This window comes from Proteus sp. fly-1067 (assembly GCF_040139345.1).
Taxonomy (GTDB): domain Bacteria; phylum Pseudomonadota; class Gammaproteobacteria; order Enterobacterales; family Enterobacteriaceae; genus Proteus; species Proteus vulgaris_B.
Genome location: NZ_JBEEUL010000001.1, coordinates 664579 through 689198 on the forward strand (window position 1 = coordinate 664579; position 24620 = coordinate 689198).

At 35.9% G+C, this 24620-nt stretch carries 21 protein-coding genes and 2 pseudogenes; 10 read left to right on the forward strand and 13 right to left on the reverse strand.

What is annotated here, in order from left to right; translation table 11 throughout:
• Positions 1-27: 27 nt before the first annotated feature.
• From glgA to ABN217_RS03080, 5 genes are all read right to left on the reverse strand, one after another.
• Positions 28-1461, reverse strand: a complete 1434-nt coding sequence (glgA, locus tag ABN217_RS03060; protein ID WP_349459045.1) for a glycogen synthase GlgA — start codon at positions 1459-1461, stop codon at positions 28-30.
• Entirely contained in the window at positions 1458-2807 is a 1350-nt protein-coding gene (gene glgC / locus ABN217_RS03065) for a glucose-1-phosphate adenylyltransferase (protein ID WP_072068116.1), read from the reverse strand. Before glgC ends, glgA begins: the two co-directional genes overlap by 4 nt.
• A gap of 21 nt (positions 2808-2828) precedes the next feature.
• Entirely contained in the window at positions 2829-4898 is a 2070-nt protein-coding gene (gene glgX, locus ABN217_RS03070) for a glycogen debranching protein GlgX (RefSeq protein ID WP_349459046.1), read from the reverse strand.
• Between the two features lies 1 nt (position 4899).
• Positions 4900-7083, reverse strand: a complete 2184-nt coding sequence (gene glgB / locus ABN217_RS03075; RefSeq protein ID WP_349459047.1) for a 1,4-alpha-glucan branching protein GlgB — start codon at positions 7081-7083, stop codon at positions 4900-4902.
• Between the two features lie 364 nt (positions 7084-7447).
• Positions 7448-8329: a LysR substrate-binding domain-containing protein gene (locus ABN217_RS03080; RefSeq protein WP_231619295.1), complete on the reverse strand. Its 882-nt coding sequence runs from the start codon at positions 8327-8329 to the stop codon at positions 7448-7450.
• Positions 8330-8473: 144 nt separating this feature from the next.
• On the opposite strand from ABN217_RS03080, the gene ABN217_RS03085 reads away from it, so the two are divergent.
• Entirely contained in the window at positions 8474-9199 is a 726-nt protein-coding gene (locus ABN217_RS03085; protein WP_231619296.1) for a sulfite exporter TauE/SafE family protein, read from the forward strand.
• Between the two features lie 26 nt (positions 9200-9225).
• On the opposite strand, the gene ABN217_RS03090 is transcribed toward ABN217_RS03085, so the two are convergent.
• Complete coding sequence (locus ABN217_RS03090) at positions 9226-9849, reverse strand: TetR/AcrR family transcriptional regulator (RefSeq protein ID WP_349459048.1); 624 nt, start codon at positions 9847-9849, stop codon at positions 9226-9228.
• Positions 9850-9934: 85 nt separating this feature from the next.
• Here ABN217_RS03090 and ABN217_RS03095 point away from each other — a divergent pair, with 85 nt between their 5' ends.
• Positions 9935-10693, forward strand: a complete 759-nt coding sequence (locus ABN217_RS03095; RefSeq protein WP_197269188.1) for a DJ-1/PfpI family protein — start codon at positions 9935-9937, stop codon at positions 10691-10693.
• A gap of 80 nt (positions 10694-10773) precedes the next feature.
• The gene (locus ABN217_RS03100; protein WP_196553014.1) at positions 10774-11370 is read left to right on the forward strand and encodes a maltose acetyltransferase domain-containing protein; all 597 of its coding nucleotides are present in this window, start codon (positions 10774-10776) and stop codon (positions 11368-11370) included.
• Positions 11371-11417: 47 nt separating this feature from the next.
• Here the strand turns inward: ABN217_RS03100 and ABN217_RS03105 are convergent, their stop codons facing one another.
• Together ABN217_RS03105 and ABN217_RS03110 are read right to left on the reverse strand one after the other, a co-directional pair.
• On the reverse strand, positions 11418-12185 hold the full coding sequence (locus ABN217_RS03105) for a GNAT family N-acetyltransferase (RefSeq protein WP_349440347.1): 768 nt from the start codon (positions 12183-12185) through the stop codon (positions 11418-11420).
• A 9-nt stretch (positions 12186-12194) separates the two neighbouring features.
• On the reverse strand, positions 12195-12740 hold the full coding sequence (locus ABN217_RS03110; RefSeq protein WP_331459176.1) for an NAD(P)/FAD-dependent oxidoreductase: 546 nt from the start codon (positions 12738-12740) through the stop codon (positions 12195-12197).
• Positions 12741-13307: 567 nt separating this feature from the next.
• Between ABN217_RS03110 and leuE the strand changes: the two genes are divergently transcribed.
• Positions 13308-13955, forward strand: coding sequence for a leucine efflux protein LeuE (leuE, locus tag ABN217_RS03115; protein ID WP_196553017.1), 648 nt, complete (start codon positions 13308-13310; stop codon positions 13953-13955).
• A 71-nt stretch (positions 13956-14026) separates the two neighbouring features.
• Here leuE and ABN217_RS03120 read toward each other — a convergent pair whose 3' ends face one another.
• Complete coding sequence (locus ABN217_RS03120) at positions 14027-15046, reverse strand: methyltransferase (protein WP_231619297.1); 1020 nt, start codon at positions 15044-15046, stop codon at positions 14027-14029.
• 237 nt (positions 15047-15283) lie between these two features.
• Between ABN217_RS03120 and ABN217_RS03125 the strand changes: the two genes are divergently transcribed.
• The 3 genes from ABN217_RS03125 (at position 15284) to yqfB (ending at position 17199) form a co-directional block, all read left to right on the forward strand.
• Positions 15284-15904, forward strand: coding sequence for a DNA-3-methyladenine glycosylase family protein (locus tag ABN217_RS03125; protein ID WP_196553018.1), 621 nt, complete (start codon positions 15284-15286; stop codon positions 15902-15904).
• Positions 15905-15969: 65 nt separating this feature from the next.
• Positions 15970-16818, forward strand: coding sequence for a bifunctional DNA-binding transcriptional regulator/O6-methylguanine-DNA methyltransferase Ada (gene ada / locus ABN217_RS03130; RefSeq protein ID WP_196553019.1), 849 nt, complete (start codon positions 15970-15972; stop codon positions 16816-16818).
• 60 nt (positions 16819-16878) lie between these two features.
• Entirely contained in the window at positions 16879-17199 is a 321-nt protein-coding gene (gene yqfB, locus ABN217_RS03135) for a N(4)-acetylcytidine aminohydrolase (RefSeq protein ID WP_196553020.1), read from the forward strand.
• Positions 17200-17255: 56 nt separating this feature from the next.
• Here yqfB and ABN217_RS03140 read toward each other — a convergent pair whose 3' ends face one another.
• The 3 genes from ABN217_RS03140 to ABN217_RS03150 form a co-directional block, all read right to left on the reverse strand.
• Complete coding sequence (locus ABN217_RS03140; protein WP_197269191.1) at positions 17256-19004, reverse strand: ABC-F family ATP-binding cassette domain-containing protein; 1749 nt, start codon at positions 19002-19004, stop codon at positions 17256-17258.
• 335 nt (positions 19005-19339) lie between these two features.
• A complete protein-coding gene (locus ABN217_RS03145; RefSeq protein WP_197269192.1) occupies positions 19340-20518 on the reverse strand; it encodes an MFS transporter in 1179 nt (392 codons plus the stop codon).
• A 133-nt stretch (positions 20519-20651) separates the two neighbouring features.
• The gene (locus ABN217_RS03150) at positions 20652-21086 is read right to left on the reverse strand and encodes a MerR family transcriptional regulator (protein WP_072068100.1); all 435 of its coding nucleotides are present in this window, start codon (positions 21084-21086) and stop codon (positions 20652-20654) included.
• Positions 21087-21288: 202 nt separating this feature from the next.
• Here ABN217_RS03150 and ddlA point away from each other — a divergent pair, with 202 nt between their 5' ends.
• Positions 21289-22389, forward strand: a complete 1101-nt coding sequence (gene ddlA / locus ABN217_RS03155) for a D-alanine--D-alanine ligase (RefSeq protein WP_196553023.1) — start codon at positions 21289-21291, stop codon at positions 22387-22389.
• A gap of 65 nt (positions 22390-22454) precedes the next feature.
• On the opposite strand, the pseudogene ABN217_RS03160 reads toward ddlA, so the two are convergent.
• Positions 22455-23215: pseudogene (locus ABN217_RS03160) on the reverse strand (DMT family transporter); the annotation flags it as partial.
• A gap of 248 nt (positions 23216-23463) precedes the next feature.
• On the opposite strand from ABN217_RS03160, the pseudogene ABN217_RS03165 reads away from it, so the two are divergent.
• Together ABN217_RS03165 and ABN217_RS03170 are read left to right on the forward strand one after the other, a co-directional pair.
• A pseudogene (locus tag ABN217_RS03165) lies at positions 23464-23523 on the forward strand (recombinase family protein); the annotation flags it as partial.
• Between the two features lie 169 nt (positions 23524-23692).
• Positions 23693-24562, forward strand: a complete 870-nt coding sequence (locus ABN217_RS03170) for a YopJ/AvrA family T3SS effector serine/threonine acetyltransferase (protein WP_349459049.1) — start codon at positions 23693-23695, stop codon at positions 24560-24562.
• Positions 24563-24620 lie beyond the last annotated feature (58 nt).

The following is a 24620-nucleotide window of genomic DNA, read 5'->3' on the forward strand; positions in this document are numbered from 1 at the left end:
GATCCACAGGTCAAATAGACATCATGTCTATAAACGGTGATACAGCGTTGCATATGTCTTAGCCGCTGTTTCCCAACTAAAAATAGTTTGGTTCATGGCATCTGTTTGAACTTGTTGCCATTGTTTTGGCATACCCCATAAAGTAAAGGCTCGATTGATAGCAAGACGCAAATCATCAGGTGTTGCTTCATGGAAAACAAAACCTGTAGCTTGATGATGGGCTAGATTTTCTAATGAACAATCATTCACCGTATCAGCTAATCCACCGGTGTGCCTCACTAAAGGAAGTGTGCCGTATTTCAAACCATATAACTGAGTTAACCCACAAGGTTCAAAACGACTAGGCACCATAATCACATCAGCACCCGCGACGACTTGGTGTGAAAAACGTTCGTCATAACCAATATGAACTGCTACATTTTGCGGATATTGTTGTTGAGCATGTAAAAATGCGGATTCAAGATGACTATCACCTGTACCTAACAACACAAATTGGCCACCTTGATCAACAATATCAGGTAATACGTCAATCACTAAATCAAGCCCTTTTTGTGATGTTAAACGGCTCACAACAGCAAAAAGAGGAGCTTTATTATTAACAGGTAAACCGCATTTTTTCTGTAAGGCTGTTTTATTTTCTAGGCGTTTATTGAAGCTGTTTATATCATAGCGACGTGTAATTAAGTTATCCGTTGCAGGCTCCCAAATCGCTTCATCTATGCCATTTAATATGCCACTTAATCGCTGTTCATCCGTACGTTGACGCAATAAACCTTCAAGTCCATAACCAAATTCAGGGCGCGTTATCTCTTTGGCATACGTTGGGCTAACCGTCGTAATATGATTTGCATAAAACAAGCCCGCTTTTAAGAATGAAATTTGTCCGTAATATTCCAGTCCATTAATTGAAAAACTGTAATCAGGTAATTCAAGTTGATGCAGATGATAAGGTGAGAACTCACCTTTATAAGCCAGATTATGAACGGTAAAAACAGATTTTGCTGAATAATGTTTAACTGCTAAATAAGCACAAGCAAGTCCAGCATGCCAATCATGGGCGTGAACAACATCAGCTCGCCATAAAGGATCTAACCCCGCTGATAATTCGCTTGCTACCCAACCTAATAAGGCAAAACGAAAAACATTATCACTATAAGCATGTTGATATTCATCGTGATAAGGGCTACCAGTACGTTGATAAAGATGAGGTGCATCAATAAGATAAATATCAACACCTTGGTATTGTCCATAAAGCAGAGAAACATTACCGGCAAAGGTGTCGATCTTAGTGACTAATTTGAGATCAGGAATATTATCTTTGATAGCAGGAAACGCAGGTATAACAACCCGCGCATCTAAACCTATCTTTTTCTGAGCTAAAGGCAAAGAGCCCATAACATCAGCTAATCCCCCTGTTTTTAGCAGAGGGAATAATTCAGAACAACAGTGAAGGACATTCACGAAAATGCCTCCTCATTTTGAGGTTTTTGTTCTTCGTTTTTCTCAATTGAGTTTTCTTTTTTTTGATGTGCTAATTGTTCAAGCATTTCTCTTGTCACTAGCACAATACCTTCTTCAGTACGATGAAAACGAGCCGCATCATCTTCTGCATTCATACCAATGACTGTCCCTTCGGGGATAGTACAACTGCGCTCAATAATACAACGTTTTAAGTAGCAATGATGACTCACGGTAACATCCGGTAAAATGACAGAATCTTCAATGTGGCAGAAAGATTCAACGCGAACCAATGGGAATAAAATAGAAGAATAGAGGGTTGAACCATTGATAATACAGCCATCTGCAATCAAAGAGTTCATCATTTGCCCATGTTCACCATGATTATCTTGTACAAATTTTGCAGGGGGTAGCGGGGTCATAAAGGTACGAATTGGCCAATCTTTGGCATACATATCAAGCTCTGGTGTCACCGAGGCTAAATCAAGGTTTGCTGACCAATACGCTTCAATGGTTCCTACATCACGCCAATAAGGTGCTACAGACGGATCAGAACTAACGCAAGATAGTTCAAATGGGTGAGCCAACACATCACCACGTTCAGTGATTTTAGGAATAATATCTTGGCCAAAATCATGATGTGAATCAGGATCACGACTATCTTCTTCTAATAAATCAAATAGATAATCTCTATCAACCACATAAATCCCCATGCTAGCTAATGAATGATCTGGATCATCAGGAATGCACGGTGGGTTTGATGGCTTTTCTAGGAAATTTAGTACTCGACGATTTTCATCGATATCCATAATACCAAACTGGAATGCATCTTCTTTAGGTACTCGAATACAGGCAACGGTAAATTTTGATTTATTTTCTACATGATCAAGCAATAAACGCGCATAGTTCATTTTGTAAATATGATCACCCGCTAAAATCACCACATATTTAGCTTTGTAGCTACGAAGAATATCAAGGTTTTGATATATCGCATCAGCCGTACCCATATACCAATGATCAGTATTACGACGTTGTTGAGCCGGTAATAAGTCAACAAATTCATTCATGTCTTCATTAAAAAATGACCAACCACGTTGAATGTGTTGAACGAGGGAGTGCGATTGATACTGGGTTATTACGCCAATACGACGGATCCCTGAATTAAGACAGTTTGATAGCGTAAAGTCGATAATTCGAAATTTCCCACCAAAGAAAACCGCCGGTTTTGCACGTTTCGCCGTCAATGCTTTTAAACGTGTGCCACGACCTCCAGCTAAAACGAGTGCAATTGCCTCTTTAGGAAGTTGTTGTGCCAACATTAATTTTTGGCCTTGTTCTGTTGTCATCATAGTTATAGCACTCCAATCAAATTACTTAACTTGGGAGGAAATATTGGGTAATTTTTCAGTAGAAGACTGAGTATAAAAAACGCTATTTCGCCAAAGGGTGATACTGTTAGGTTGTACTTCACAATGCTGAGATTGTGTTGGGTGACAAAGAGGCCAGCTAGCCGTATCAAGCAAGCAAGACCAAGACCCTTCAGGTAAAGAAAAGACAGCGCTGTTTCTTAATGGGTTAATCATTAAAATCCATTGTTGCGCTAAAAAAAGTTGTAATGGTGAGGGAGGAAGTTGTTGCCAATCTTCATGGCTCATAGGTTGAGCATCTTGATTGAGCCAAATAACATTTTCACTATCTTCTTCCCACCATTTAAGAGAACTTAAAGGTGTAATTTGGTGACGTAATTCAATAAGGTGGCGAATGTAATCAGTTAAGTCATAAGGTTGATGAAACCATTTGATCCAACTGACTTTATTATCCTGACAATAAGCGTTGTTATTACCATATTGCGTATTACCCACTTCATCACCGGCGAGTAAATGAGGTGTTCCTCTAGAAAGCAGTAAGGTTGCCAGCATATTCCTTGTCGCAAGCAATCTGTATTGACCTATTTTTTCGTTAACTATCAAACCCTCTTCACCAAAATTCACACTGTAATTGGTGTTATGTCCATCTAGGTTTGATTCTCCATTCTCCTCGTTATGCTTATTCTGATAACTCACTAAATCCCGCAGTGTAAAGCCATCATGGCTCGTTATCATATTGATACTAGAATAGGGAGGCCGACCGTTTTTATGGTATAGCTTTGCAGAGCCAGTAATGTTGTCTGCAAATGTTGCAATAGATACATCTCGCCATAACCAAAAACGACGAATAACATCACGGTAGCCATCATTCCATTCTGTAAATGGAACTGGGAAATTACCGACTTGATAACCATCAGAGCCTAAATCCCATGGCTCTGCGATAAGTTTAATGCGTGAAAGAAGCGGATCTTGGCGAATAGCCGTTAATAATGGTGATCGTGTATCAAAATAAGGAACGCGGCCAAGACTGGTTGCCAAATCAAAGCGGAAGCCATCAATATGAAATTCGGTAACCCAATAACGTAGGCAATCCATTACCCACTGCACTGTTTCAGGGCGACTTAAATTGAGAGTATTGCCACATCCTGTCCAATTTTGAGCTTTGTTTTCATCGTTTAGCCAATAATAGCTTTGGTTATCAATACCACGTTGAGAAACAATATAACCTTCATATTGGTCACTTAATTCCGCAGTATGATTGAATACCACATCTAGAATGACTTCAATATTGGCTTTATGTAGGCATCTTACGGCTTCTCGAAATTCATCAATAATATTCCGACCTGTGTTGGAATAATATTGTGTAGATAAAGCAAAAGGCGCTAATACGTTATAACCCCAATAATTTTTTAATCCGATTTTATGAAGATGTGGTTCTGTTAAATGATATTGAATAGGCAATAATTCCAATGCCGTAATACCTAGTTTTTTCAGATGAGAAATAAAAGCAGGGTGACCTAATGCTGCATAAGTTCCTGCAATTGTTTCAGGTATATCTGGATGAAGTTTTGTTAGTCCTTTGACATGTCCTTCATAAATAATAGTTTCTGACCAAGGTGTGTTTAAGCGTTGATAAGTGCCTTTTTCTTTATAATAGTGACAAAAACAACCACTATCATCCGTGATAACTGCTTTAGGTGTTATTGCGCTATCATCATGTTCTAATGCATTAAAAACAGGAGATGTATAAGGCAAGGTGTTATCCACGATACCTGTAACTTGTCTCGCATAAGGATCTAATAACAACTGTTGAGGTTGATAGAATAATCCTTGTTCTGGGTTCCATTCACCTTCTACACGATAGCCATAATGCAAACCGGGCCCTGCACCGGGTAAGTATCCATGCCAAATAGCTCCCGTTTTGCCAGGTAATGGATAGCGGATCTCTTTGCCTGCTTTATCAAACAGGCAAAGTATGACTTTAGTGGCATTTTCACTAAAGAGTGTAAAATTTACTCCATAGCCATCATAATGACTGCCCATAGGGAAAGGGCGACCATAATCTAAAGACATATTAATCCTTCAATTTTAAATACAGTGTTGCAAGTGGCGGTAGCGTCAATGACAAAGAGTAGGCTTTACCATTAAATTCACTTGCTATTGCCTCTATTTCACCTAGATTTCCCACATTACTTCCGTTGTAAAATTCAGAATCACTATTGAGTATTTCCTGATAAGCGCCGGCTTTATTCACACCCACGACATAGTTGTGATGAACAACGGGAGTAAAATTGCTTATCACAATAATTTCATTGCCTTGTACATCTTTACGGCAGAAAGCGAAAACAGAATTGTCATGATCATCAACGGTGAGCCATTCAAAGCCTTCTCGTTCAAAGTCACATTCATAAAGAGGAGTATTCGCTTGATAGGAAAGATTCAAATCTCGCACAAAGTGCTGAACACCTTGGTGTGGGCTATTTGGTGTTTCAAGAAGATGCCAATCTAAGCTATTGTCGTGATCCCATTCACGCCATTGTGCAAATTCGCATCCCATAAATAGTAGCTTTTTGCCCGGATAAGCCCACATAAAACCTAAATAAGCACGTAAATTAGCAAATTTTTGCCAATCATCACCCACCATACGACCAATCAACGAACCTTTACCATGCACAAACTCATCGTGAGAAAGAGGCAGAACAAAGTTTTCGTTATAGGCATAGAGCATGCCAAAGGTCATTTGATTGTGGTGATATTTACGATAGATAGGATCACGTTGCATATATGCCAACGTGTCATGCATCCATCCCATATTCCATTTGTAGTTAAAACCTAAACCTCCATCATCTGGCGGTAAGGTAACACCGGGGAAATCAGTTGATTCTTCAGCAATCGTGATGGTGCCAGGGCAAGTTGTACCCAATAATTTATTGGTATAACGAAGAAAATCAATGGCTTCTAAGTTTTCTCGTCCACCATGTTTATTCGGGATCCATTCACCTTCTTTTCGGCTATAGTCACGATAAAGCATGGAAGCAACAGCATCGAAACGGAAACCATCAAGTGCAAAATGTTCATGCCAATACAATAAATTGCCTGAAAGGTAATTCAGTACCTCATTACGACCATAGTTATAAATTAAGGTGTTCCAATCTGGATGAAAGCCTTCTCGTCTATCAGCATATTCATAGAGCGATGTGCCATCAAAATTACGTAAACCGTAGTCATCTTCAGGGAAATGGCCGGGAACCCAATCTAAAATAACGCTAATTTCAGCCTGATGAGCTGCTTCAATAAAATCACGGAAATCCATAGGTGAACCAAAGCGACGAGTTGGTGAATATAACCCTAAAGGTTGATATCCCCATGAACCATCAAAGGGATGCTCATTAATAGGCAATAGTTCGATATGGGTAAAGCCCATTTCTTTAACGTAGGGAATTAACTGTTCGGCTAATTCACGATAACTTAACCAACTTTGATCGTCAGTATGTCGGCGCCATGAGCCTAAATGAACTTCATAAATAGAGATAGGCGCATTACGTTGATTTGCTTGCTGACGTGACAATGGCATTGGTTTAACGGAAGGTAATGTATTAATAATTGATGCGGTTTCAGGGCGTATCTGTGTTTCAAAAGCATAAGGATCTGCTTTTAATCGACGTTCTCCATTGGCATCTAAAATAGCGAATTTATAGCAATCACCAAGATGGGCTTGTGGAATAAAAAGCTCCCAAATTCCACTTTCACGACGTAATCGCATAGGAAAACGCCTTTCATCCCAAAATGAGAAATCGCCAACCACACTCACACTTTGTGCATTTGGTGCCCATACAGCAAAAGTAATACCATCAATATCACCTAATTTAGCGGGGTGAGCGCCTAAACATTGATAAGGGCGAGAATGATGACCTTGTGCTAAAAACCAAATATCCATTTCTTGCAGTAAAATACCGAACTGATAAGGATCATCAACAATCCCTTGTGCATTTTCCCAAGTAACATCTAAACAATAACTAAAACGACGTTTACGTCGGGAGATTGCACCACAGAAAAAACCACTAGGATGTTTGCGTTCTAACGTCGCGACTTTTCTGCCATTCTTTCTATCGATGACACTGACTGAAACAGCATCAGGTAAAAATGCACGAACTTCTAAACCTGCCGATGTTTCATGCATACCAAGAAGTGCAAAAGGATCAGACTCATACCCATTGATTAGTTTTTCTATTGCTTTTTTTGTCACAGCTACAGACATCGTATCGTCCTTCGTTGCCAGCAAATAAATTAATAAATTTTATATATAAATGTCAGCATAGAACGTTAATTTAAGTTAAACAATAAGTGTTTTTAACAGATTATTTAAAAATATAATAATCATCATGGGTTAATATACTTAAAATTTGCCTTTAATTTATTGAATGTAAATGGGTTTGATATAAGGAGCAGAGTAAGGTAGCGAATTATAAATACAGCACAAATAGCGTTTTTACCTAATCTAAAAAAGAGAATGATATTAAATATTTTTAATTAAACACTTAAGATAGAGTTTTAAAAAGTATAAGTAATAAGAGTAAAATCGTCATTTTTATGAAAAAAAAACACTTATTTCATTAGCAAAATTAACTTTTTTGTTGTGTGAGCCATTGCTCAAAATCAAGGTGTGTTTTGGTTTTTTGTACACCTAATGGTGTTAATGCATAGTAATAAAGAGGGGCTATTTGAATGTTAGGAAATAAGATTTTTAAAGTCCCTCGATTTATCTCATTCGATAAAATTGAGATTGGACCAATGCCTATTCCTAAACCTTCGATAATTGCTTGAAGTGAAATATGAAAGTGATCAAAACGATACTGACGCAAAAATGATCGCTGAGTATTAAGCTGAGCCGCAATTAGCCATTGTTGCCAATGGCCAGGGCGAGTGAGTGTATCGATGGCAGGGCAATTAAAAATGTCTTCTAAATTGGTGACACTGTAACGTTTAAGTAGTTTTTCAGAGGCAACTAAACAATGCACATCCTTTAGAAAAACAATAGATGAATATTCTTGTTGCTGAGGTTGAGGACGAATAATTAAATCATCATGGCTGATTAAATGAAATCGCTCACTATTTGCTGAGGCAATTTGAATGTTGGCATTAGGATATTGAAGATAAAAATCCTCCATTCTTGGAATAAGCCATTTTAAACATAATGTTGTAGGAACACTGATATTTAAAATATCGTTTTTACCACCATTACCATAACGAACACCAATGTCATTAAGCTTATCAAAAACATCACTTAATTCTTGTGCCAATGTTAATGCATAGGGAGTTGGTACACGACGTAAACCTTGTTTGTTAAATAACGTAACACCAAACCATTTTTCAACAACTTGAATATGTCTGCTAATTGCACCATGAGTTACACATAGTGTTTGTGCGGCTTCTGTATAACTTTGGCTATGACAAGCAACTAAGAAAGCACGTAATGACGGTAATGGAGGAAGGTTTCTCATCATAATTTTCTCATCATAGTTTACTTATCATCAAGAAAGCAGTCTTTCTGATTAAAACTCACAGTACAGTGATATTTTATCACAGGTAAAAATAAAGAAGGCAGGTATGATACAGCGTCTTTAACTTATTGAACTTAAAGGATGATAATGAGTTTTATCGCGGTTATTTTATTAGCAGTACTTTCTGGTGTCATCAGCGGAGTAGTTGGAACAGGTTCTTCTATTTTACTTATTCCCGCATTAACTTATGTATTTGGCGCTAAAGAGGCGGTGCCTATTATGGCTCTTGCCTCAGTAATGGGAAATTTATCTCGCATTTATTTATGGCGCCATAGTATCCGTTTTAAGCCACTTTTTTATTATTTATTAGCTGGTATTCCCGCGGTTATTTTAGGTGCAAATACATTATGGGTTATGTCTGAAAAATGGCTCAATATCGGGATGGGACTGTTCTTTATTTTGATGATCCCAATTATTCATTTATTACGCCAACATCAAATTAAAATAAAACCTTACCAAGTTATTATTGCTGGTGCAGTTATCGGCTATTTAACCGGGGTTGTTTTTTCTACTGGGCCATTAACTATTCCAATATTTTCTGCATATGGGCTAACTCTAGGGCCATTACTAGCAACAGAAGCGGCTGCTTCGTTTATTATTTATCTCACCAAAGCCCTAACCTTTAGTCAACTTGGAGCAGTTAATAGCTTTATCCTAATTAGTGGAATGTTAGTGGGTTGTGGCTTAACCATGGGAAATTTCCTTGGCAAAAAGCTAGTATTAAAACTGACACCTAAGCTATTCCAAGGGCTATTAGATGTCATGTTAATTTTTGCTGGTGGATCATTACTTTTTAATGGTTTTCTCTCTTAACTAACTAATGTAATTACTTATTTTCTTTATTCATCATAATAATCTGATAAATAAGGCGCTAATATAATCAATGAGAGATCAGCGAGTGGCAACAATTCATCAATTGTAGCGCCTGATCTTGCTCTTAAGGAAATGGAATGTAATAACGCGATCATCCCCAATGCAATGGTGTGAATATCGGTTCCTTCTTTTAGTTCACCCACTTCTAATGCTTCTTGCAAGGCATCTTCAACTTGCTGAGTTTGTGCATTAATAACCTGATTTAGCATATTCTTGATTGCAGGATCGGCAATTTCAGTCACTGCGGTTGAAAGCACCATACAACCGGTTAATCCATCATTATCTGTATAAAAATGGATAGCCGAATTCAGATAACGTTTTACTCTTGCGGTAATTTTATCTTTCGGTGACTGTTTTTCTAATTCATGGCGATAACGTGTAGAAGCAATATGATTAAAGCGTTCAATGGCTTTTTCATACAATGCGGCTTTATTACCAAATGCAGCATAAAGACTTGGCTTATTCATCTGAGTTTCAATGACCAAGTCATCCATAGATGTTGCAGTAAATCCTTTTCGCCAAAATAATGCCATTATTTTTTCAAGAGCAGCATCGCTATCATAACGACGAGGGCGACCTTTTTTTTGCATTTTATACCAGTTAGTAAGAAATTCATTTACTCAGTATAAAACAAATGCCATTATTTTACTAACCAGTACAAAATAGGAAAGTAAAATGAATCACAATGAAATGCTGTATGGAAAAAATATGCCCTCTATTATCAGGCTCGTTGAAGAAGGGCGTAAGCAACAATTAAGGCCATTGAAAATAGGTATTTTTGTTTGTCCAGGCTTTATGCCCATGGATATTAACGGTGCTCAATCAGTCTTTACAATTGCGAGTGCTGAAATTTATTTTATCTGGAAAAAGAAAGAATTAGTTGAAGGCTATATTGGTTGGCCAACAATGCCCACTATGACTTTTGATGAATGCCCTGAAGATCTTGATGTACTAGTCGTAGGAATGGTACCACCAGAAATTGTTGAAGATGAAGAGACACTGACATTTTTTGCTAACATGGGTAATAAAGCACGTTATGTTATTGGTACATGTTACGGCTCTTTAGTTTTAGGTGCAGCAGGATTATTAAAAGGTAAAAAAGCAACCAGTAATTCAAATGTCGTTCCGATGTTACCTGATATGGGGGCCATAGCTGTAGAGGGAAGTGATGTTGTTATTGATGGCAATATTTATACTTCGGGGCCAGCAACAGGCTCGTTCGATGCCTCATTATTAGTATTAGAACAATTACTCGGCACGCCTTTTGCTCAATTGGTAGAGCTTGCTATTGAGTATGATCCACGTCCGCCTTTTGGTACAGGTTCACCTGCATTAGCAGGCACAGAAATGACGGCAATTTCACAAAGCTTAACCGCTAATTTAAATGCTCAATTTCATCAAGCTGCACGTAATGGTCTTAAAAAGTGCCGTTAATTTAGATTAATTCACGTTAGAATGAGGTGATAAATATTGAAGTTTACCTAAACTGTTTTATTCAATTTCGGAGCATCACAATGACAGAATATGAAAAAATGGTATCAGGTCATCTTTATCATGCAAATAAAGATGACAGCTTGAAGCCCTTAAGAACAAAAGCACGCGAAATTGTTTATGATTTTAATATAACGCGGCCGTCTGAAGTTGAAAAAAGAAAAGCTTATTTAAAGAAACTATTCGGTAAAACAGGTGAAAATTTTTCTATTGAACCTCCATTTCATTGTGACTATGGGCAATTAATTGAAATTGGAGAGGGATTTTATGCCAATTTCAATTTAACGATATTAGATTGTGCACCTGTGAAAATTGGAAACAATGTAATGTGTGCACCGAATGTTAGCATTTTAACTGCAACTCATCCTATTGATCCTGAAATACGCAGCAGTGAACTTGAATATGCATTACCTATTACTATTGGCAATTCAGTATGGTTAGGTGCTGGGTGCATTATTTTACCCGGCGTAACTATTGGTGATAATTGTGTTATTGGTGCGGGCAGTGTAGTAACAAAATCTATTCCAGCTAATTGTGTTGCTGTTGGCAATCCCTGTCGTGTAATAAGACAAATCAGTGATAAAGATAAAACAGATGCAGAAAGAAGGTTGAAACTTTAATTACTAAAAATCAAGGCTCAATAAGTTTATTGAGCCTTATGATAAAGTTACTCTTTAATAAAACTTAAATAGTTAAAGAGGGATTTAAAACCAAATTTACGGTATAGCGCCAAACCATCTGCGGATGCATCTAAAAAACAACGCTCTACACCTTGCTCACGGCAAAACTCTAAAACATGTTTAATTAAATGAGTCGCATAGCCATTGCCTTGATAAGCAACATCTGTCCCAATATCGTCAAAACGCGCTAATTTATCATGTAACGTCAGCGTTAATGACGATACGGGCTGACCTTCAACTAACAGAGCATAATGGAAAATAGTCGCGCCATTATCTAATGCTTTTTGATGATAACGAATATACTCATTAACAATCGTATCATCACTGTCATCTCCCACAGGAAACGCTGTTTTTAGCGGATGTGCCCATTGTTCTAGGTTATGATTGGTGAGAATAATATCGCATGGATTATTTCGATAAGAAGGGTAAACCGCTTCTGACAACGTTAAATACATTGCTGTTGTCATACCGTCACCAGTATAGCCCGCATTTTTTATAATGCCTTCAAATTCAGGTAATAATGATTCAGGTAAAACCAAAATATGGTCTTTTTGTTGCGAAGAGAAAAGGGTACTTGCCTGCTGAAATGAGCCTTCTGTTGCGCCTTGACGTAAATAAATAAAGTTAAAAATTGGCGCGTCCATTGGTGTCATAAAGCAATGAGTATGATCACCAATACGAATATTATTTTCACAAATTTCTGACCAAAAAGCTTTTTCTACTACTTTAAATTCTTTATACAGTTGTGCATCCATAATGGTTCTCTAGCTAAATCGTGATAAGCGATAAGGAGTTAATAGAGGATTCGCTTTTTCGTAAATCAGTTCTTGTGCAACCAATTTACACAATAAAGGTGACAACGTCACGGCGGCGTGCATAGTAACAAGATATAGTCCCTGATAAGGAGATATTTCTCCAATAATTGGCATTTCATCTTTAGGCATGGGTCTTTCACCAACAATAACTTGTTCAATCGTTAGTTTACCTGTTTGCGTAAAATTATCATAAAAAGTCGCTTGTGCATGGAATGCAATGTGCTCAGGGTGATGTTCATCACTATTATCAATGTAATCTTCAGCTGCAATAATCTCATTTTGAGCAAAGTGACGTAACTCCATTTCTGGCGTTGAGATAATGCAAGGTAAAAACGGCGTTTCTGCATCTGTTGTTAATTTGAGTAAAATACTGGGTGATGCATATAAAGGTAAATCAATACTTTTTTCAGACAATAACGCTAAAGCGCCCACTCCTGCGGTTAAAATAACATGATCAGCATGCATTTTAATATTTTCTGTTTCTACACCAATAATGCGATGAGGTGCTTATATCCATTTTATTCTCTTAACGGTAATAGGAGGTAAGGTGATTTTTATGCTAAATGTAAAAAACAAACAGAATAATGGTTTTGAGAAAAATAATCTTATTTATCCTCTCACTTTTTGTGCTAATACATTTAATAACATGTTTATAAAAATCATTATTTTTCATAAGCATAGTTACTATGCTTACTGTTATTTTGATAATATTGAGTAGATATAAATCACAAAAAGAATAAAAAACCATAACACAAAACAAACAATAGGATATTACATCTAATATTTATCTAATTTGCAGTTTATAAGACTGATATTGTTTTTTATTTTGAACTTTATCGCTGTATAAATTTTAATTTCAGCATCATACTATAACGCACATTTAAACTGGTTTTTTAATCTAAATAAAACAATTAAAGAAGACTTACAAACTGCCTTTTGTTAATCAAAGTAGATTAATTGACTTATTTTTAGATTATATAAAGATTATTGTTTTACAAAAATATTATTATCGATATGATAGCTCACATATTCAGCATATTATTTTTTTAAAAAAGGCGTCGTATGTTAGAAAGTATCGGTATTTCAAATATTTGGACATACCTTTTAGGCGTTATTTTTATTACCTTAGTACCAGGTCCAAACTCGATTTTCGTCCTTACTTCCAGTGCGAAGCATGGGGTAAAAGGGGGGTATAAAGCCGCTCTTGGTGTTTTTACGGGTGATGCATTATTAATCTTTTTGGCATTTTTGGGGGTTGCTTCATTAGTCAAGACTTCACCCGTTTTCTTTATTGTTATTAAATATGCAGGTGCACTTTATTTAACCTATTTGGGTTTAAAGACATTATATGCAACGTTTCACAAGAAAAAAGAAACAACTGAACAATTATCAGAAGTGGCAATCAAAGCAAAAGATGGCCTTTATGTTAAGGCTCTATTTTTAAGTATGCTTAATCCTAAAATGATCATTTTTTATGTCTCTTTCTTTATTCAGTTTATTGATCCTAAATATGAAAATGCGGGTGTTCCATTTTTTGTATTAGGTGCAATTTTAGAAACATGTAGCATGATTTATTTATCAATTCTTATTTTTGGCGGAGTGGCTATTACTAATAAAGTAAAACATAACAAACGATTAGCATCATTATCAAATAGTTGTATAGGTGCGGTGTTCTTACTTTTTGGTGCAAAACTGGCGTTAACTGCATAATCTTTTTTCAATTTAAAAAGCCACTTTGAAAGTGGCTTTTTTTGTTACAAATAGACGATCTTTTCAATAAATTATTTAATAACAACTTCTAATATTGAATTATATGTTTCTGTTTTAATCACTTTATTAATTTTCAAATCTGATTGATCTAATAAAGCAATAAATTCATCTTCTGTGCGTTCGCCCGATTCAGGAAATGCACTCATACAAATCATATCCATATATTTAGCGACATCCGGTATATTTTTTTTAAAAATAACCGGTTCAATAATAAGTACTTTTGAATCCGCCTTCATTATTTTGCGTAAATTTTTAAAAATATTAATAACTTTTTCATTATTCCAATTGTGAACAATATATTTCATTAAATAAATATCAGATTCAGGATAATCTCCAAATAGATCACCTGGTATTAATTTCCAACGGCTATCATCACTTAATTCAACTAATTTTGTTCTTTCTAATACATGTGGGTGATCAAATAACTGTCCTTTTAATGTAGGATTTTCTTTTAAAATTTCTAATAATAATCCACCTAACCCTCCTGCAATATCTGTCACTATTTTGTTCTCTGGAAATTTATAATGCTTAATAAGAAAATAATTTTCTATTTTTGATAAAGAGCTCATACCTGCTTGAAAATCATGATCTTCTCTTACATTATCTTGCCAATATTGATAAAAAGACATGCCATATAAGTTTTCAAAAGCAGGGTTACCCTGAACTGACTCAATAACATCGCCAACTGGGCGCCATAACGTTTCATTAGTTAACATTAATACGGCATCACGCAAGCTATATTTATGATCACTTAATAAAAATCGCCCCGCGGGAGCAAGAGAGTAACGCTCTCCTTCTGACTCATAAAATATACTTTCAGATGCTAACATTCTTAATATTCTATTTAAAACATAAGGAATTGAGTTCGTTTTCTTTGCAAGTTCATTTATATCTTTAGGCCCTTCTTTTAATAAATCTGCAATTTTTAATTTAGCTGCAACTCTTAAAGCGCCAGGAATAGTAAAGCTCATGGATTTTTTCATTAAATCTAATGCCGCTGATTTATTATTTAAATCTAAATTTTCATTCATAATATTAAACTCCATTGTGTAATGCAGGTGACTTGATAATAAAAAAACTTTTCAAATAAATTATAGAGTATTTTTTATTTGTGTTATTTTTATAAATATTTAAATTTCATTGTTAACTGTAATTGTTTCTATAATTATTATTCTGAGTATGAAAATAAAAAAGCAAGAAATGGAGTGCATAATATCTTGTTTTTCAAGTTATACTGACTTCTAATATATTTTTAATAGAGAATAGCTATGTATTTTCAGTATGGCGAAAAAGAGATAAAAACCTTAAAGCAGCGTGATAAACGCTTAGCTGCACTCATTGAAAGAATGGGTGACATTAAACGTCCTATTACACCTGATTTATTTACCGCATTAGTTAAAAACATTATTGAACAACAAATTTCTGTTTCTGCCGCCATAACGGTACACCAACGGCTATTGAATTTATGTGAGGGCATTTACACGCCAGAGCGTATTGCAAAATTATCAGAAAAAGAGGTACAGCAATGTGGAATGACTATGCGTAAAGCGGGTTATATTATCGGTATCGCAGATGCTGTTATTTCAGAAAAATTAGATTTAAATAAAATTCCTAATATGACAGATAAAGAGGTTATTGATACTTTAATTCAACTGAAAGGTATTGGAGTTTGGACAGCAGAAATGTTATTAATTTCTTCGCTTAATCGGCCAGATATTTTAAGTTGGGGAGATTTGGCCATTCAACGCGGAATTATGCGCCTTTATCGTCATAAAACATTAGATAAAGCACGTTTTGAGCGTTACCGTAAACGATATTCACCTTATGGCTCTACAGCATCGCTTTATTTATGGGCATTATCTAAAGAGCCTGAAATTATTGCGCAATAAACGGAGTTTTTTATTTATTATGACTGTTGATAATAACCGTAATCCCGCATTAAAGGACTGTCATAATGGAAAATAAGCGTAATCAACTTATTGAACAAGCCTGCCGTTTTATTGAACAAAATAACGGTGATGTTTCACTAGCTCGTATTGCTGAGCATGTTATGGCAAGCCCATATCATTTTCATCGTCTCTTTAAATCGATTATGGGTATCACCCCAAAAGATTATGCTAATGCCTACCGCCAAAAATTAATAAAAAAAGCCCTGATTGAAGATGGCAGTATTACTGATGCAATTTATCAATCAGGTTTTAATGCTAATAGCCGTTTTTATGAAAACGCAGCTGCAATATTAGGAATGACTCCAACCAATTGGCGTACCGGTGGTAAGAATATTGCTATCTTTTTTGCGATTGCACTGTGTTCTTTAGGTAATATTCTAGTGGCTCAAAGCGAAAAGGGAATTTGCGCTATTATGTTAGGGGATGATGCAGAACAATTATTAGAAGATTTACAAAAACAATTTCCTCTTGCTGAATTAATTGGTGCAAATAAAGAGTTTGAACAAATAATAGCTCAAGTTGTTGGTTTTATTGAATTACCTAAACAACCACTATCTTTGCCTCTTGATATTCAAGGTACTGTTTTTCAGCAAAAAGTGTGGCAGGCATTATTAGATATTCCTTTTGGTAGTACCATGACATATCAAGAAATTGCCAATAAAATAGGTTCCCCTAAAGCATATCGTGCCGTAGCAAATGCCTGTGCAGCTAATAAACTTGCTGTGGCGATACCTTGTCATCGTGTTATTCGTCAAAATGGCGAATTGTCAGGTTATCGTTGGGGGATCGAGCGTAAAGCAAAATTGCTTCAGACCGAAGCATCAAATAACACAATAATTAGCAAAAAAAGATAAAACACCAGTAAGACATGGTAAGATAATCAGCAAGTTATCAATTTATTCGTGAATAATACTATGTCATTTAACCCTACAGAAATTACTTTTTTTGAGCGTTTAATTCCTTCAATTCTTAAAGAAATAAAAGTAATTACTATTCGAGATGAAAGTGAAAGCTATTATAAGCCAGGTAGTGTGGTTGAGTTATATGCTAACGAACATCGTACTTACTATGGAAAATTAAAAATTCTAGCTGTATCACCTTTACATTATGATGATATTAATGAGTATCATGCACAGCAAGAAGGAATGACACTTCCTGTATTAAAAGCGCTTATTAAAGATATTTATCCAACAACTCAGTCTTTATACCTGATTGAATATGAATTAGTAAAATAAGAACAATAAAAAGGATCACAATGTGATCCTTTGAGTTACACCAAAATCTTATTCTTTTACATCATATTAAGCGATTGCTTTAACTGACTAATTTCCAGTTTCCATTGTGCTTGTAAAGTAGGTTTTTGATGGTTGGGTTTACGTGCTAAATCAGCATCCAGTTTCTCTTCTAATTCAATGAGCTTAAACAGTTTTTCATCATCATCATGGTGAGAAACAGACAGCACCGATGCATGATTTTCTATATCACTTTCCTTATCTGTTATCTGTATTTCTGGCATTTCCTCTTCAGAAATAAGTTGATAAATCGTTTCAATATCATGATGTTCAGTCAAAATACCATTGTGAATATACCAAAAGCGATTACAACTATTTTCAATCAATTCTCGATCATGACTAACTAATAAAATGCCACCAGTGAATTGACTAATTTGTTCAGCTAACGCCTTTTTGCCGTCCATATCAATATGATTCGTCGGTTCATCAAGCATCAAGAATGAGTATTTCGCTAAACTCAGACCGATAAATAATAAACGAGCACGTTCACCACCACTTAACGTACTCACTTTTTGCCCATGACGAATGTAAGCAAAACCCGCACTAATTAGTGCCATTTTACGTTGTTCATCAGTTAAAGGCGCAAAAGGTTTTAATGCATCAGTGAGGGTATCATTATCCTTTAACTGCGCAATGTTTTGGTCGTAATAACCCAATTCAACACGTGGATGTAACCTTATTGTACTTTGTGTCGTTGTTTCAACTGAATTTAATGACCAAATCATCTTTAATAATGATGACTTTCCGGTTCCATTAGCACCGATTATTGCCACTCGATCACCACTTTTAATGCGCTGATTTTCGACAATATAGAGAACAGGGGCATTATCAGCAGGAATAACGGAAAGTTGGTTTAATTCACAAAGCCTATCAGCACGCAGTGTTGTACCTGAGAATTGTAATACCCACGGAGCCTCTTCAGCCACTTCGGTTTGTTCATCTTTTAAACGAACAATATGTTTCTCCATCTGTTTAGCTTTGCGAGATAAATTCTCGTTATCATAAACGTGCCCCCAAATTGCGAGTTGCTTCGCACTTTGGGTGATCCTATCTATCTCTTTTTGCTGTGCATCACGTCGATGTTGCGCACTCATATCTTGCTCTTCTTGCGCTACTCTGGCTTGAGAGCAGGGCAAGCGAAAGATAGATAATGACTTATCACGAATGATCCACGTACAATTCGTCACGTTGTCTAATAGCGTATTATCATGAGACACCAAAATAAAGCTACCACGCCACTGTTTTAAAAAGGTTTCTAACCATAAAATAGTGGGTAAATCGAGATGGTTACTGGGTTCATCAAGTAACAATAGGTCAGGCTCAATAATTAACGCCCTTGCTAATAATAAACGCGTATGTTGGCCACCACTTAATTGTGAAACACGTAGATTTTTTTCATCAAACTTAAAACCCATTTCATTGAGTAGTAACTCTGCGCGCCAGCCTTCAGATAATCTGTATTCTTCAGGAAGTTTATGAAGTACAGCATCCATTAATGTCATTGGCTGTAATTCTTGAGGAAGGTGCTGCTCTATATAGGCCATTACGGTTTGATTAGCAATGGAAATAACACCTTCATTCGGTGTTAATTGATGTGATAAAAGTTTTAATAATGTACTTTTTCCACAGCCGTTATGGCCAATTAAACCAATTTTCTCACCTTTAATTAAGGCTAAAGAAATATCATTTAGTAATAAACCGTTGTTATTATGAAAAGACAGATTTTGTGTAGATAATAATGTGCTCATAGCTTACTCATTCTTTAGGCGTAGAAACGCCTTGGGTAATATCTTGCGATAACCCTGTAAGCTGAGAGAGGTCATAGTTAACGTCGCTCAGGCAGGTTAACGCAGTAAAATACTGTGAAAGCCTGAGCTGTGACGATTACCAAAGAAGTGTGAGTATTCAATAAGATCACACAAAAACATAATTAGCCTCCTTCTCTAAGTTTAAAAGTGAATCGGTGATTTAATTCTATCAATATAGAATTCCTCTATGCAATCCCATAAGAAAGATAAAAAGTATCATTTAGTGTGAAAGCCCGCAATTTATGCAGGCTTGAGATAATCATGAGTGAATAAAATTATAACGTACTCGTTGAGGGTAAATGTTTTCGTAGTTTAATTGCGGCTAATAAAATCATGACAGCAACAGTAATACCAATAATGTTGGTGTGCTGCCAACCTATTAAATAAAAAGCAAGACCGCCTGTGATACTGCCTAATCCACCAAAGAAGAAAATTAAAAAGTCATTGGTACCTTGGACTTTTGCACGCTCATGCGATAAATACGTTTTAGATAGCAAATGAGTAGAGCTAATTAAGTTTAGATTCCATGAAATACCAATTAAAACAAAACTAATAAGGTAATGATAAAAGCTATTGCCTTGTAAGTTGATACCTAATGCAATTATCAATAAGAGTATGGCAGTAAAAAAGAAAATCTTGATCCCGAATCGGTGGATAAGTTGACCTGTAATAAAAGAGGGAGCAAACATGCCTAAGATATGGCATTGAAACACAAAAGCAATGGTGGCAAATTCAAAGCCATTTTGTTTCATCGATAGTGGAATAGCGCCAACCATATACACCACAATGCCATAACCTAATGCACTAACAATTGTGACTAAAAATAACAAAGGTTGACTGTATAATAGCGGATAACTTCTTGGTTTTTCTTCTGTTTGTATTCTGGTTTTTATTATTTTTTTTAAAGGAATTTTCAACAGTAATCCGAAGGCTAAAATATAAATAATACTTAATGCAGTAAAAGGTCCAATAAACGGATAATCTGCAAAGAATTGCCGCGTTGTTACCGCTAATGTTGGTCCAATAACTGCGGCAACAATACCGCCACTCATTACTAAACCGATAGCTTTTGCATGCATGCTCACTGGTGTTTCTTCGAGTGCGGCAAATCGATATTGTTGTGCTGTACCAATAGCAACTCCAGTAAAATAAGTACCAAAGGAAAACAGCATTAAATTATGATAATAAATACCTGCAATAGATAATAATGCGCCGATTAATCCGCCTATATTTCCAATAATAAAACCTGCTTTACGTGAATATTTCATCATAAAGTGTGCCATTGGAAGCGTTGCTGAAATAATTCCAATATATTGGCTTAATAAAGGAACCGTTGAATAAATAGGATCTTTAGCAAGTTGCTCTCCCACGAGGACAGCGACAGAAAGCACTAATGCGTTCCCAGTTGTAAAAAGAGCCAAAGAAAATGCCAACCACCAGACTGATCTAGGCATAGATATCTCCATTGATGCGATAAATAAATTAAAGAGATACGCATCTTACAACTTGAAGTTAACTTCAAGTAAAGAGGAGGGGGGTATTATTAAAATAGCGTCATTTGATTTAGCGCTTACCTAAAGTAATCGATTATTTCTTATTAATTCGTTTTTTATTCTTTTTTAGACTTAATGCTAAAATTTTTTGAAATCTATTGCATTGAAAATGGTTCTCTTCAGGGCAGGTTTGAATATGTTCTAATCCTTTTTTAAGACGTTTAAGTTCATTTATTTTATTATCAATTTCTTCAATTTTTAGATGAACAATAGTTCTATCTATTGAGGGAATTTTTTGATTGCAGCTTAATTGTGCAATTTCATCTAGCGAAAAATGCGCTTGTTGCGCTAAAGAAATTAAGGCCAAACGGCTCAATATATCGCGGTGATAAACGCGTTTAAGCCCTTTACGTCCTATCGAATTAATCAATCCTTTTTTCTCATAATAACGTATTGCTGAAGAGGCAAGCCCTGTTGCTTTTGCTACTTCAGTAATATCCATTTCAATCGGTTGTTTTATATCAGTCATGGTGTTTATCTTATACCAATAGAATTGTGATCGTTATTGCGCTGTTATATCTTGAAATAGTGATGTTTTAACACTCTAAATCATAGAATTTCATCATTTTATCGTAATTTTTCGCAGATAAGAACTATCTACCTACATTGGGCGTTTTTATCATGATATATTGCTACCTATTCGCTATAGCTGTCCTATAAAAGGTTAGAAAATGAGTAAATTAAGAGTCGCTATTATTTTTGGTGGGAAATCCACAGAACATCAAGTTTCATTACAATCAGCAAAAAATATTATTAATGAATTAGATCGAACGAAATTCGACCTTTGCTTAATAGGTATTAATGAGCAAGGACAGTGGCATGAATATTCAGAAGCTGACTATTTACTCAATAGCGATAATCCTAAAACTATCTCATTAAGCAAACCTTTAAGAGCGGTTGCTATTATTCCAGGTAGTGTAAAAAATCAATTTATTTCGCTTGAAGACGGTCAAGCATTACCACAAATTGATGTTGTCTTCCCAATTGTCCATGGTGCCTATGGTGAAGATGGTACACTGCAAGGTCTATTACACATGATTGATATGCCTTATGTCGGCCCTAATATCATGAGTTCAGCCGCTTGTATGGATAAAGATGTCACAAAACGCCTACTTGATGGTGCGGGATTAGCGGTTGCACCTTTTATTACGATTATGGCACACCAAATTAATGATATTCCTTATAACGAAATGGTTCGTCAATTAGGATTACCTTTATTTATTAAACCAGCAAACCTAGGTTCTTCTGTAGGAATTAGCAAAATTAATAACGAAGAAGAATTTAACGCGGCATTAGCCATGGCTTTTGAATATGATCTTAAAGTGATTGTTGAAAGTGCTATTGTTGGTCGTGAAATAGAGTGTGCTGTTTTAGGTAACGAAAATCCTGAAGTAAGCCCTTGTGGTGAAATAGTGTTAAATGATGCTTTTTATGGTTATAACACCAAATACATCGACGAAGATGGCGCTAAAGTTGTTGTTCCTGCTGTTATAAATGAAGACACTAGTTTACATATTCGCCAAGTGGCATTAAAAGCTTATCGTGTGCTTAATTGCTTAGGTATGGCTCGTGTTGATGTATTCTTAACTCAAGACAACCGAGTTGTGATTAATGAAATAAACACATTGCCAGGATTTACAAATATCAGTATGTATCCAAAATTATGGCAAAGTGCTGGCTTAGGCTATCAGTCGTTAATTACTAAATTAATTGAGCTAGCACTGGATCATCATAAAAAAACAGCTACCTTGAAAACAAAGTGTGAGCTTTAATTAAAATAAAAACACGCTAAATAAAAATATTTAGCGTGTTTTTAGCTTTAACTAGTTAATATTAATTAAGCATATTTTCGTGAACCAGCAACACAAAAAATAACACCAACAGTTACGAGCAACATCAATAAATTCACAAACTCATTGAGTAACACGGCCGCTAATGCTAAACCAAAGAAAGGCTGTAATAATTGAAGCTGTCCTACTGTTGCAATCCCACCTTGAGATAACCCTTTGTGCAAAAATATAAAGCCAATCAGCATACTAAATAAAGAAACATAACCTAAACCTACCCAGGCAGAGAGATTGATTGTCGTTAATTCCTCTGGCATAAGAATAAAGCTAAGAATAAGCATAGGAGGTAACGATACAATTAATGCCCAACAGATAACTTGCCAACCACCTAATGATTTCGTCAACGTTGCTCCTTCTGCATAACCTAATCCACAAACAATAACTGACGCTATCATGAGTAAATCAGCGCTGACAGATGAAACGCCTCCTTGAGAGAGGGCATATCCCATGACTAACAAACTACCAATAATAGAAAAAAGCCAAAAAATAGGACGCGGTTTTTCACCACCTCGTATAACGGCAAAAATAGCCGTAGATAATGGTAATAAGGCAAGAAAAACGAGGGAGTGTGCGGATGTTATCTCTTGTAATGCAATCTCGGTTAACAATGGAAAACCTACCACGACACCTAATGAAACGACTGTTAATAAAAAAACCATTGTTTAAATGTTGGTGATTTTTCTTTATATAACAACAACATTAATAAAGATAATAATCCGGCAATACTTGCTCTTGCTACTGTTAAAAATAACGAACGTTTTGCAATCTCTCCTGTCCCAACGTAACCATGCGGTCTTGTACATTGCAAAAATGTATTGCAATATAAAAATAAATGGCAACAGGAAATCGCAATTATGCTCATCGGTTATGCTCGAGTTTCGACACGGGAACAGGATGCTCAGGCTCAGATCTCAGCACTAAAGACAGCCGGGTGCGGAACTGATCTTCCAGGAAAGGGCATCGGGCGGACGATGGGAATGCCCCGAGTTACAATGACTTTTGCAACAGCTACGCAAAGATGATCAGGTTATTGTATGGAAACTGGATCGTCTTTCCCGCTCTTTGAAAGATTTATTGCTGACAGTGGAGAGGATTGAAAACACGGGGGCTGATGCTGCCCGTCTGTTCCGGGTTCACCCATCAATGATTGGACGTCTTATTGCAAGGCACCGTTTATCCGGAATATAAAATTCATATCGCTGTTAATTCTCTGAATAAGGATGTGTAAATGATTGGACCATTATCACAAATAAATGCGCTCAGTGGTTTATCAAAAAATGAGACTAGTTGTTCTTTAATCAGTAATGAAGAACTTCAAAATATCATAGTACAGTTGGAAACTGATATAGCGGATGGCTCTTGGCCCCATAAAGATTATTCAAACATGGATGTAAAAATCATGCCCGCATTGGTAATGCAGGCAAACAATAAATTCCCTGAAATGAATCTTAATTTTGTCAAGTCGCCACAGGACCTTTCTATAGAAATAAAAAACACAATAGAACATGGAATTGAATCTTCCCGATTCATAATTAATATGGGGGAAGGTGGAATACATTTTAGTGTAATTGATTACAAAAATATAAACGGAAAAACATCTCTGATATTGTTTGAACCAGCAAACTTTAACAGTATGGGGCCAGCGATGCTGGCATTTAGGACAAAAATGGCCATTGAACGTTATCAATTACCTGATTACCATTTCTCCATGGTGGAAATGGATATTCAGCGAAGCTCATCTGAATGTGGTATTTTCAGTCTAGCGCTGGCAAAAAAACTTTATATAGAGAGGAGTAGCCTGTTAAAAATACATGAAGATAATATCAAGGGTACATTAAGTGATAGTGAAATGCCTGTCCCCCACGATAAACTGGACCCGTATCTCCCGGTAACCTTTTACAAACACACTCAGGGTAAAAGACGCCTTAATGAATATTTAAATACTAACCCTCAGGGAGTTGGTACTGTTATTAATAAAAAAAATGAAACTATCCTTAACAGGTTTGATAATAATCTATCAGTTATAGACGAAAAGAACTTGTCAGTTTCGGCGCATAAAAAGAGAATAACTGAATATAAAACACTTCTCAAATCATAATGTACTTTGGAAATCTTAATCACCAAAGGAGCTAAGTTGAAAAATGAAACGGATCTGG

What these genes read in the sequence shown, in the direction of transcription:
- glgC (WP_072068116.1), bottom strand. Translation starts at nt 2,807, where the DNA reads ATGATGACAACAGAACAAGGCCAAAAATTAATGTTGGCACAACAACTT.
- glgX (WP_349459046.1), bottom strand. Translation starts at nt 4,898, where the DNA reads ATGTCTTTAGATTATGGTCGCCCTTTCCCTATGGGCAGTCATTATGAT.
- glgB (WP_349459047.1), bottom strand. Translation starts at nt 7,083, where the DNA reads ATGTCTGTAGCTGTGACAAAAAAAGCAATAGAAAAACTAATCAATGGG.
- ABN217_RS03080 (WP_231619295.1), bottom strand. Translation starts at nt 8,329, where the DNA reads ATGATGAGAAACCTTCCTCCATTACCGTCATTACGTGCTTTCTTAGTT.
- ABN217_RS03085 (WP_231619296.1), top strand. Translation starts at nt 8,474, where the DNA reads ATGAGTTTTATCGCGGTTATTTTATTAGCAGTACTTTCTGGTGTCATC.
- ABN217_RS03090 (WP_349459048.1), bottom strand. Translation starts at nt 9,849, where the DNA reads ATGCAAAAAAAAGGTCGCCCTCGTCGTTATGATAGCGATGCTGCTCTT.
- ABN217_RS03095 (WP_197269188.1), top strand. Translation starts at nt 9,935, where the DNA reads ATGAATCACAATGAAATGCTGTATGGAAAAAATATGCCCTCTATTATC.
- ABN217_RS03100 (WP_196553014.1), top strand. Translation starts at nt 10,774, where the DNA reads ATGACAGAATATGAAAAAATGGTATCAGGTCATCTTTATCATGCAAAT.
- ABN217_RS03105 (WP_349440347.1), bottom strand. Translation starts at nt 12,185, where the DNA reads ATGGATGCACAACTGTATAAAGAATTTAAAGTAGTAGAAAAAGCTTTT.
- leuE (WP_196553017.1), top strand. Translation starts at nt 13,308, where the DNA reads ATGTTAGAAAGTATCGGTATTTCAAATATTTGGACATACCTTTTAGGC.
- ABN217_RS03120 (WP_231619297.1), bottom strand. Translation starts at nt 15,046, where the DNA reads ATGAATGAAAATTTAGATTTAAATAATAAATCAGCGGCATTAGATTTA.
- ABN217_RS03125 (WP_196553018.1), top strand. Translation starts at nt 15,284, where the DNA reads ATGTATTTTCAGTATGGCGAAAAAGAGATAAAAACCTTAAAGCAGCGT.
- ada (WP_196553019.1), top strand. Translation starts at nt 15,970, where the DNA reads ATGGAAAATAAGCGTAATCAACTTATTGAACAAGCCTGCCGTTTTATT.
- yqfB (WP_196553020.1), top strand. Translation starts at nt 16,879, where the DNA reads ATGTCATTTAACCCTACAGAAATTACTTTTTTTGAGCGTTTAATTCCT.
- ABN217_RS03140 (WP_197269191.1), bottom strand. Translation starts at nt 19,004, where the DNA reads ATGAGCACATTATTATCTACACAAAATCTGTCTTTTCATAATAACAAC.
- ABN217_RS03145 (WP_197269192.1), bottom strand. Translation starts at nt 20,518, where the DNA reads ATGCCTAGATCAGTCTGGTGGTTGGCATTTTCTTTGGCTCTTTTTACA.
- ABN217_RS03150 (WP_072068100.1), bottom strand. Translation starts at nt 21,086, where the DNA reads ATGACTGATATAAAACAACCGATTGAAATGGATATTACTGAAGTAGCA.
- ddlA (WP_196553023.1), top strand. Translation starts at nt 21,289, where the DNA reads ATGAGTAAATTAAGAGTCGCTATTATTTTTGGTGGGAAATCCACAGAA.
- ABN217_RS03170 (WP_349459049.1), top strand. Translation starts at nt 23,693, where the DNA reads ATGATTGGACCATTATCACAAATAAATGCGCTCAGTGGTTTATCAAAA.